Source organism: Microcoleus sp. Pol12B4, from assembly GCF_036701385.1.
In the GTDB taxonomy this organism is placed as follows: Bacteria; Cyanobacteriota; Cyanobacteriia; order Cyanobacteriales; family Microcoleaceae; genus Microcoleus.
The window spans coordinates 33,974-41,799 of the sequence record NZ_JAUBQR010000028.1 but is presented as its reverse complement, the minus strand read 5'-3'; the positions used below and the strand labels follow the sequence as shown (position 1 = coordinate 41,799).

Sequence of the window (7,826 nt, the reverse complement as noted above, 5' to 3'; positions counted from 1 at the left end):
GAAGCAGAATTAGCCAAAACTACTGTTAATTACATCCCGACAAATCGGATAAAAAGTGTTTATTCTCAGTTAAAACCCGGGGATATTGTAGCAGTAGCCACGGATGTTAAAGGATTGGACGTCACGCACACAGGTTTAGTTTATCGGAATGCTGACGGGAACCTCGGTTTAATTCACGCTTCGCCTGCTGGGGAGGTGACACTTGCTTACGACTTGCAGAGATATATTAGGAGAGTCGAAAGTGCGATCGGCATTGTAGTCGCTAGGGCGAAAACACCTCATTAAATTGGTTTGTACTCCTAGGGTGCATCAGCTTGCATTATTTTAGTTGCAAATTCAAAATTTCTGTGCTGACGCACCCTACAAACTTTATTGTGGGGTGGGCACGCGAACTCGCCCGGAATATACAATTTAAATGCACAACAGCTTATTGAACAATTTCGCTGCGAGATACCTTACTACTTCTAGCAGGATTTGGCGTTAATTCCGGCGGCGAAACTTGAACACTGCCCCACTCATTCAGAAAGCTTTTCAGCAGAACCTCTTGCTGAGTGCGAAATGTCTCGACATTGGCCCCGCGATTCATAATCACAAACCACACTGTTTCTTGCTTTTGAGTTGGCAGAGCTCCGCCCAAAGCGCTAACATTATCCAACGTGCCAGATTTGATTACTGCTAATTTGGGAAGCGGCCGTTCTGATAGTATTCCTTTATCTTTCCCAACTACAGTTAAGACATCAGCCACTGTCATGCTGTAAGGTTCAAGATAGCGTTCTAAAGCTATAAACAACGCACAAGCAGCCCTGGGAGAAATGAGATTTTCTTCGCTCAATCCCGAACCGTTGACGAGTTGAATTTCTGCGGGCGGAACTCCGGTTGCTGCTGCTGCTTTTTGCGCTACTGTTTTGGCGCCGCCGACAGTATCAGCTAGCATATCTGCCATGAGATTGTTGCTGTACTGATTCATTTTTTTGATCAGTTCAGCAAGAGGCAAAGAATAATGTTTGACCAAAGGCTGCACGTCGTTGGGGGATGCTGGTAAAACTTGTACAGTACCCTGAATGGCTATTTGGGGTTTCGGCGTATTGGGAGGCAGTGTTTGATACTGGGCGGCGGCTTCGCTGGGCCAGATTTCACTGTTTAATCCTTGTTTGAGCAATTCTCCAGATTTGAGGGGATCAAGTTCAAAGTTCATGTAAAACTTATCGACCATTATCAAATTGCCACTGACTCGCTTGATCCCTTTTTGATTTAAGGCGTTACCGAGGGCGATCGCCTCTTCCCAAACAAACAACGGATCGGCGGTTCCCTGAACAATTAAATCGCCTTTTAATACGCCGTTTTCTATTTTTCCCGTTGTACCAATTAAGGTTATAAATTGATGTTCCGGCCCGAATTGTTGCAGCGCTACCAGAGATGTTGCTACTTTGGTAATAGAAGCGGCTGACAGAGGAACGGTACCTTGATGATTGGCTAGCAAAGTATTGCCCGATTGCATCCAGACACCTTGGTTTTCTTTAGCAAAACCTTGGGCGGCCAACCCGTTGAGATATTGCTGGATTTTGGTACTTGTGGGGGTTTCGGGATTGCTAGCAGAGACTATTAAGGGCTGAGGCTGACTTGGTTTAACTGGCGGCGGGGAAGATTCAGCTATAGGAGAGGGAGATGCAAGTTGAGGTGATTCAGTAGCTGCACATCCGGCAATAATTGTAAGAAGGGCGATCGAACTCGCAGCAGTCAAGTAGCGGTTTTTCAGCATTACTTTAATTTTTTTCATCAAATGTACGATCGTCTGTTCGGCACGCCCGATGGAAATTTTAGCACTAGCCAGCGCGTTGTGGAGCCTCTGCATCTGCGTTACCAGACTCCCGAACCGCTGGCATTACCTGTCTTCTTCTCCATCTTCCTTCGCGTTCTTTGCGTCTTCGCGGTTCGTTAAATAGATATTGCTTAAAGACTGCGGAATTTTATACCAATAGTCCGGACTGTTTTTAGTTCGTAGTCTGAAACCCTGGATTTTCCGTTGGTATCTCGATTGCCTTGGAGCCGGTAAACCCTTATTCTACGGTTGGTAATCAAAAACTATCCGAAGTATTGAAATCTAAAATCTAAAATCTAAAATCTAAAATAGTCTGATATTCAGCGCCTGGGGCCTTCACCCCAGGCCGATCGCTCTCACAAATTTTCGATAAACTGGTTTATCCAGCCATACTCCCTATACTCAGCGGCACCATTTCGCCGTGCATCGTCAGGCCTAATAACATCGGCCCGCCCGGTCGAATCAACTCTCCTGTAAGCGCGCAGCGTTCCTCCTGCTGTGCTGTGGCATTAATGCTGGCTCGAATATCCGATCGAGAAAACATCTGCCGATACTCTCCAGACTTCTGCTGCACGTAATTCCAGAGCAAATCTCGAATCAAAGCTTGATAGCCTTGATTGCCTGCGAGCTCTTTGAGTCTCTCTTTGAGTTCTCTTTCGAGTCGAATGCTGGTGACTTCCATTTCAGTGGTTGAGGTTCTAGGTAGGGTATGCATAATTTTTTCTCCGTGACGGGTGGACATATGTGTAATATCAGTGTAGTATGTTTACAGCTAGATTGAAAGCCTCTTAACCACCTTCTGCCGACTTTGAAATTTCTCCCCACCTACTCCACCTATCAACTGAAGTGCGATCGCCCCACGGGTCGCTCCGAGTCGTCACGGCACGTCTTTAGGACGGGTTTTGCGACTGTCGCAGCGACCTCGTGGGTGGGCCAGGGCCTAAATAAACCCGGTTATAGTGGATTAGGACAAATTGCAGAAATTAATTACAACGAGGTAGACCGGCACGGTCTGCAAGTGGCACAGCCATATCGAGAGACGCGAAGCGGGAGGTACAGCTAAACAACTGTACCAAGACAAGATGAAAATTTGCCTTTAGCAGTTTTTCTGGCCCCCGCTTCTAAGTAAGAGAAGCGGGGGCATTTGATTGGATATTTGATAAATTCGATCGGCTTGGAGAACTGGCAAAAAACCAGATGTAGCCAATGCTGACGAAGCAACCAAAATTCAAAATCGACAATCTAAAATCTAAAATCTAAAATCCAAAATTGACGAGGAGGAGCAAGCCGTGACCGTAGTAACTGATGTATTGAGGCAATCTGTGGTGGTGTTTTCTCAGAATTACCTACCAATGAGCCGTGTCAACATCAAACGGGCGATCGTACTGTTGGTAACAGGCAAGGCTGAACCTCTGGATTTTAGCATCGGCAACGGCTGGCTGGTACGATCGCCCAGCACCAGCATCCACGTACCCGAACAAATCCGCTTGACTTTTGGTAACAGGGAACGCCTGTGGAAAGTGCCCCCGGTCAATCGCCGGGAAGTTCTGCGCCGCGACGCTCATTCTTGCCAATACTGTGGTAGCAATCGGCATTTGACGCTGGATCACGTGATGCCTCGATCCAAGGGCGGCCCGCATACTTGGGACAACGTAGTGACTGCTTGCGAACGGTGCAACTCTCGTAAGGGCGATCGAACTCCTATAGAAGCTGGAATGTCTCTGCGAACTAAGCCAAAGGCTCCTATACACCCCACTGTTGCTTTTGCCGAACTGTTTTGGCACGAATATCAAATAGGGGAATAGGGCATGGGCCAAACAGGTAATTGGTAATTGGTAATAGCTAATAGTTAATAGCTAATTAAGTCCTGTAATTGAAAAGGATTTTAGGCTCCAATAGCAAACTTTTCATTCCGACCTATCCAATGCCCGATGGCCAATTCCCAATGCCCGATGCCCGATGCCCTATTCCCCGTGCCCTATTCCCCATGCCCAGTTCCCGATTTTCAATTTTAAACTTTCAATTCCAAATTTAGGGCTGTCAATATGCTGAAGTTGACTTACACTGAAACGGGCTTTAACCTCGAGCGTTTGGCTCAATCTCCCGAACAGTTAGTGGCGCTGCGAGTTGTGCTGGCTATGCGAGTTGGTCAAAGCATCAGCGTCGAACCGAGCACTGCGGCATTTTTGCTGCCCGCGAATTTGCCGGCGCTGTCTCTGTTGGAATCTGAGGCCCGCCGAAACGACAACGATGCGATCGAGCTTTGTGTTGCTGATACTGACTTTGTAGAAGTGACTCTGCGCGGTACGTGGATTTCTGAGGCGTCCGAGGGGGCTGACGGCGTGTTTGCGACTGTGTTGGGCGATCGGGCGGAGCTCTTGCTGCTCAAACTCTGGCTCGAAACTCAGGCTGCTGCAGAGGTTGTCGGAGAAGTCGGCGATTAATCTCGGATGTGGAAGGAAGATGGAAGAGGGAAATATTTTCTTCATCTTCCACTTTCTCCCACTCCCCACTCTTCACTCTCCCTCTCTCCTTAAGGCGTATAAATTATATTGAAGTAAATTCCCTTATCTTGCAGATTGTCGCCTTTATCGCTAATTCTCACCAAAGGGAAAGCGTAATCTACCCGCAGGTTCACCCGCTGTATCGGTTCCCAGATTACCCCTAAACCCAGACCGGCTAAAAATGTCTGATTGGTTAATTTATTAGGATTATTCGCAACGTTCCATACAGTACCTGCATCCAAAAATGGAGCTAATTGTAGTTTGGGATTTCCCGAAGCATCGCGCTGCAAAGTAATCCGATCTTCGATGGAAACTCTGAAGCCGTTATCGCCAGAACGGACATTTTGGCGGTAGCCGCGCAAAGATTGCCCGCCGCCAATTACAAATTGCTGGGAAGGCAACAAACTATTAGCTGACAACTGTAAGTCTGCCTGCAAAATTAATAAATGTTTGTCATTCAATCGCTGTACTCGCTGCACTTGACCCAGCCAACTAAAAAATTGTCCATCGGGATCAGAACCTTCGTTTTGAGTAGCATCAAACAAGCTAGTGCCGATCGTAAATTGCGATCGCAAGGCCCAAGCACCCTGGGGGTCGCGCCTAATGTAGTCCTGTCCCAGCTTAATTGCACTCGTAGTGGTGACACCATTGGAGTCCGGGCCGATGCCAAAAGCATAGGGGTCGCCAGCGAGAAAAGTTCTGCCTGTTTGATACGTAAAACCGGCTGACAAGGCAAATTCTTCGATCGGCGTTCTCCGTAGTGGCTGGCGGTAACTAACTTCAAATAAATGGGATTTTCCAGAAATGTCAAAACTGTCAAAAGGTGCTTGTACGATACTGTTGCGATTCGGGGCCGCCCTCAATTGCAAAGTGCCGTTCATCGCATTTAGCGGCACGCGATAGCTAAAATCAAACACGTCTGAATCGCCGAGCGATCGATAATAAGCCGCCGCAAGTTCGTCGCCATTTCCTGTTATATTGCGGTGCCGCAAACTAACTCCCAATCTTTCTGAACCTACACTCGGAGGCGAGTAATTGTCAATGCTGAAAGTAGGCTGAAATGGATTAGCTTCCGAGACTCGGACGATCAGAATGCTCTCGGCTTCATTATCCCCAGCCCGCAGACTGGCTTCTACATTGTCAAATAAAGGATCGACTCGCAGCAGCCGGAGTTGGTCTTCTAATGAAGCTGTGCTTAAAGGCATTCCGGCACCGAGTCGAATCCGGCTGCGGATGTAACTCGGATGCAATCTTTTAGTTCCTTCTACCTCAATTCGGGCTAGCTTGCCTTCGATAACTTGAATTTGGACTACCCCTGCGGTGATTGTTTGGGGTGGCAAGACTGCTCTCGAAGTGATGTAGCCACGATTGAGGTAAATTTCGGTAATTTTGTCGGCGATTTGTTTGAGCTGTTCTAGGGTGGTAGAACGGCCTTCTAAGGGGTTGACTAAGGCATTAATTTCGTCTTGGCTTAAAATTGTGCTGCCAACTACTTGAATTTTCCGCACCTCAATTGGCGTATTGGGCAGCGTTGGGGGAACTGGCGACGGAGACTGTGGCCCTACTGTGGGCGGTACTTGGGGAGGCTCTGGGGAAGGCTGCGGAGCCGGTTGCAGAAATCGATCGCGATTTGGATCTGGCTGAGTCGGCGGCGACGGTAACAGCGGATCTGGTACTCGCTCGCGGTTTAAGTCGGGCGGGAGGTTCCCCGGTGGCGTCTGCGGGTTCTGAGCTAAAACATGATTGCAATTTAGCTGGTTCTGACATTGGGGATCGTTGTCAACCAGATTTGTTTGTTCGGGCAAGATGCCCGCACCACAAGCAGCTTCATCGATTGTGGAACAGGCATCTTGGCTGTTCTCGGCGGGGTTCGATTGTGTTTCTGGTTCAGGGTTGGTCTCGATGGAATCGCGAAGCTGATTTAAGTTGGTCGCTGTTTCATCCTGCTTGATTTCCAGTTTTTGCAGTGCTAATACTTGATTGCCCGTATCTGCTGAGTTGTCAGCGGCGACGGGCAACTGAGAAATATCGTTGGTTTGGGATATAGCTTTATTGGTGTAAAAGCAAACCATCGGGAGCGAAGTTAGAAGTGAAATCCCCAACCGAAATAGTGCAATATTTGCATTCGGGCGCATAATTAATAATTTCTCTAAAATAAGTTTGTCGGCTGCTTGACTATGCCAGTTTATCATTTAGTATTAGGCGAAATTTGACCATCAAAATCTCCACAGTCCGCCTTTCAAGATGCCAGAAGTCGGAACTGCTTGCTGATCGCTACACAAATTTTAATTTATTGAGCACGATCTACCAAACAACCCGCAACAGCCAAAAATCATCTGTGGCGCTGCCAAATACCGCGCTCGAAACCGAGTTTGTCGTACTTGCTGCACCAGTCATACCATTTGAGATTTCTGATTTGGCAATGACTCGCCCAAAAACGGATACCGTCCCCCGAACGCTCATCAGCATAGATCCTAAAATTTTAGACTCCTGTTCCTGTTTTCAGATTCAATGCAACAAGTAAATCTAAAATCTAAAATCTAAAATCTAAAATCGACTGACTGATGGCTATCACCGTTTGGGGCTTACCTACCGTTGCATTCTTTTATGAAACAGGTGTTTAATTATTTTCTGGTGATAGGTGTTAATTCACTTGTGACTAAGGGTTCTTGGGCTATTTTGCCGAGTTCGACTGAGTTGAGCACTGCTGACCACTTGATCGCTAAACTGGCATCGCTGGGAGACTCGATACGCAATTGAGCTAGAGTTGCCAGGTACTCGTACCAGAGACTTTGTTGGGCGAAGATACTGAGCTTGGTGAGATCGGGCGATCGATCCAACTCTGTTTGCACGGTTGGGGCGAGTGCGGTGCGGTTGATCCACCCGGAAACGAGAACATCATCTCTTGTATTTTTGGGGTTGCATTTGATAGTAAAGTACCATTGATAGTTTTTGCCAACTTCCAGGGTTGGCGAGTTGTCGTCGGAGCCGAGGCTGACGCTAACTACACCTGCACGGGTAGTTACCATGCGAAAACTTTTTTTGTACAGTGTTTTGTCTCTTTGGTCTGCTAACTCAAACTGAACTGTTTTGTCGAGGGCTATAGGAAGGTAGTAGAAAAATGTTGGCTTTGCTGATATGGTTTGCCCCATAGTTGATTGGGGAATCAAAGCAGTTAAGGCAGTTGTTGCCGTGGGGCATTCTAAGCCGCGGGTTCCTCCCCCTTCACGCCTTCCGGGTACTCCGTCCTCCGGCGGTTGAAAGGTATTCCACGTGGAACCCGTTGGCTGAATGTTCGGTCTGCTTCCGCTGGTTGCAGGGGGTTGAACTGTTTGCCAGTTGAGGGGGAGCTGCCGTGGTGAGGGGCGCTTGACAATGTTTGCGGGGCTGTTGAGAGCCTCTGCTGGTATTAAGAAACTACCGGCGGCAACTGCCTCTAAAGACAGAATTAATGAAAAAGCACCGATATTTAGAGCAGACTTCAAAGCCATGACGAACCTGCC

Annotated in this window: 8 protein-coding genes; 3 read left to right on the top strand and 5 right to left on the bottom strand. The window is 47.8% G+C overall.

Going from position 1 to position 7,826, the window contains the following annotated elements:
* A partial coding sequence (locus tag QUA38_RS06385; RefSeq protein ID WP_333160198.1) for an N-acetylmuramoyl-L-alanine amidase-like domain-containing protein occupies positions 1–285 on the top strand: 285 nt, incomplete at its 5' end.
* A gap of 142 nt (positions 286–427) precedes the next feature.
* Here the strand turns inward: QUA38_RS06385 and QUA38_RS06380 are convergent.
* Together QUA38_RS06380 and QUA38_RS06375 are read right to left on the bottom strand one after the other, a co-directional pair.
* A complete protein-coding gene (locus QUA38_RS06380; RefSeq protein WP_445305030.1) occupies positions 428–1,759 on the bottom strand; it encodes a D-alanyl-D-alanine carboxypeptidase in 1,332 nt (443 codons plus the stop codon).
* Between the two features lie 439 nt (positions 1,760–2,198).
* A complete protein-coding gene (locus QUA38_RS06375; protein WP_039886507.1) occupies positions 2,199–2,534 on the bottom strand; it encodes a ribbon-helix-helix domain-containing protein in 336 nt (111 codons plus the stop codon).
* Positions 2,535–3,108: 574 nt separating this feature from the next.
* Here QUA38_RS06375 and QUA38_RS06370 point away from each other — a divergent pair.
* Entirely contained in the window at positions 3,109–3,624 is a 516-nt protein-coding gene (locus tag QUA38_RS06370; RefSeq protein WP_190660760.1) for an HNH endonuclease, read from the top strand.
* A 240-nt stretch (positions 3,625–3,864) separates the two neighbouring features.
* A complete protein-coding gene (locus QUA38_RS06365; protein WP_333160196.1) occupies positions 3,865–4,263 on the top strand; it encodes an alr0857 family protein in 399 nt (132 codons plus the stop codon).
* Between the two features lie 89 nt (positions 4,264–4,352).
* Here the strand turns inward: QUA38_RS06365 and QUA38_RS06360 are convergent, their stop codons facing one another.
* From QUA38_RS06360 to QUA38_RS06350, 3 genes are all read right to left on the bottom strand, one after another.
* Positions 4,353–6,515: a ShlB/FhaC/HecB family hemolysin secretion/activation protein gene (locus tag QUA38_RS06360; RefSeq protein ID WP_333160194.1), complete on the bottom strand. Its 2,163-nt coding sequence runs from the start codon at positions 6,513–6,515 to the stop codon at positions 4,353–4,355.
* Between the two features lie 112 nt (positions 6,516–6,627).
* Entirely contained in the window at positions 6,628–6,786 is a 159-nt protein-coding gene (locus tag QUA38_RS06355; protein WP_333160192.1) for a hypothetical protein, read from the bottom strand.
* Between the two features lie 161 nt (positions 6,787–6,947).
* A complete protein-coding gene (locus tag QUA38_RS06350) occupies positions 6,948–7,814 on the bottom strand; it encodes a DUF928 domain-containing protein (RefSeq protein ID WP_333160190.1) in 867 nt (288 codons plus the stop codon).
* Positions 7,815–7,826 lie beyond the last annotated feature (12 nt).